The sequence below is a fragment of the Anaerosporobacter sp. genome (assembly GCF_965301125.1).
This window is the reverse complement of sequence record NZ_CBDLAM010000374.1, coordinates 1-1661: the sequence shown is the minus strand read 5'-3', so window position 1 is coordinate 1661 and position 1661 is coordinate 1. Positions and strand designations below refer to the sequence as shown.

General features: G+C 31.1%; 2 protein-coding genes. Both read right to left on the bottom strand.

The features are described 5' to 3' along the window. Positions 1-42 precede the first annotated feature (42 nt). Positions 43-849 carry an amidohydrolase family protein gene (locus tag ACW2QF_RS20140; protein WP_455717802.1) on the bottom strand — a complete coding sequence of 269 codons (807 nt, stop codon included), beginning with the start codon at positions 847-849 and terminating at the stop codon, positions 43-45. A gap of 163 nt (positions 850-1012) precedes the next feature. Beyond that, on the bottom strand, positions 1013-1661 hold a 649-nt coding region (locus ACW2QF_RS20135; RefSeq protein WP_455717801.1), incomplete at its 5' end, for a hypothetical protein.

Sequence of the window (1661 nt, the reverse complement as noted above, 5' to 3'; positions counted from 1 at the left end):
CTTCACTGTTTATCCTTAGTATATCTAATTATTATGTTTATATTATAAATTAAATATTTTCATAGCATTACGGTACATTAAATCATCATACGCTTCTTTTCCTATTATTCCCTCTAGTTTTTGAAAATAATCCTGATAAATGGAGCGTTCTCCTTTAGGGTTACAGTAATAGGTATCAACGCCATCGATTGGATTATCACTGCCGAATACAATTCGTTTACTTCCATATAACTTAATTACCTTAATTGCCGATTCCATAGGAACCCATGTTGTATCTGCATATAGATTTTCGGCTTGAACCATCAAATCTATTGCCTTTTGATTATCGGTTCCAAGTCCCATATGGACCATTACAAATCGCACATCTGGATTTTGTTTTGCTGCATTATACACATGAATTGGATCTGCTTCTTCACATCCACCTGTATGACAAGTCATGGGAATATCATATTTTCTTGCCAACTCAATATATGGTTTCACTCTTTCATCATCCATAGCTACTTTAGAATGATAGGAATGAAGTTTGATACCATGTATCAAAGTTTTGTTTTCCTCCATTAATCTTAGAAAATCTTCATCGACAGTTTCTGTATGAGGTTTAATCCATGGCATAACTCCAATTTTATCAGGATATTTTCTCGCAAAACTTAATGTATTCTCAAAAACTTTCTTTTGTGTAACTTGAAAATCACTAGGTAACTCAACTAAATTATGGTCGTATTCTACTCCTTCAACGTTCGAAACAATAGAATAGTTAATTCTATATTTTTCCATAGATTGCAAAATCATTTCTTCTGGCATATCAAATCCCAATCCTTTACCAATATGTACATGTGTATCAATAATCATAATCACAACCTGTTCCTTTCTTTAATCTCCCACTATTATATAGCAAATTATATATATTTATCAACAAGACTACAAATAATAGTAAAGCACTCTTCCTATTCTTATAAAATAAAAAAGACAGCATTACGTTCCATCTCTGAAAACTGCCTTTGCGCTCTATGTGCTATAAAAGGATATTAGAGAAAAATACGACTAGATAAACAATCGCTGCTCCCAAATTACAAAACTTAAATAAATTCTTTTCAAATTCTTCGTTCCTAGGTAATAATTGATAACTATCCTCTTCTATTCTTTTATGTACTTGGAATACCATAATAATTTCGCTAATTAAATAACCTAATATAGGAACAATGAAACTCGCATATAAATAAAGTTTATTATTTTCATTCCCGCCATGTAAAACTAAAGTCACAATGGTAATTATAACACAAACGAAACATGTTATTACTTGAGTAGCAATGTTTCCATAGATTCTCTCCCAACTTTCATCTGCAAATACTCCCGTTTTATAAAATGAAAAGAACCTATCTTCGTCATAGACATCCATCATATTTCGTTCATCTAATTTTTGCTTAAGTTCCCCCATGAACTCACCAATATTCTCAAGTACTGCTGTTAATCGTATACTTCCCTTACTATATACGATTTTTGTCCAGCCTCCCATGTATTTGATGGAAGGAAATTGTATCATATTGATGTCTTCGTATGGAATAAATATTTGTTCTTTGATATTCGTATAAACAATACCTTGTTCATCTAATTTTATACTAATGTACTTAAACCTTCTTAAAAACACAGCATATATCAGTAAT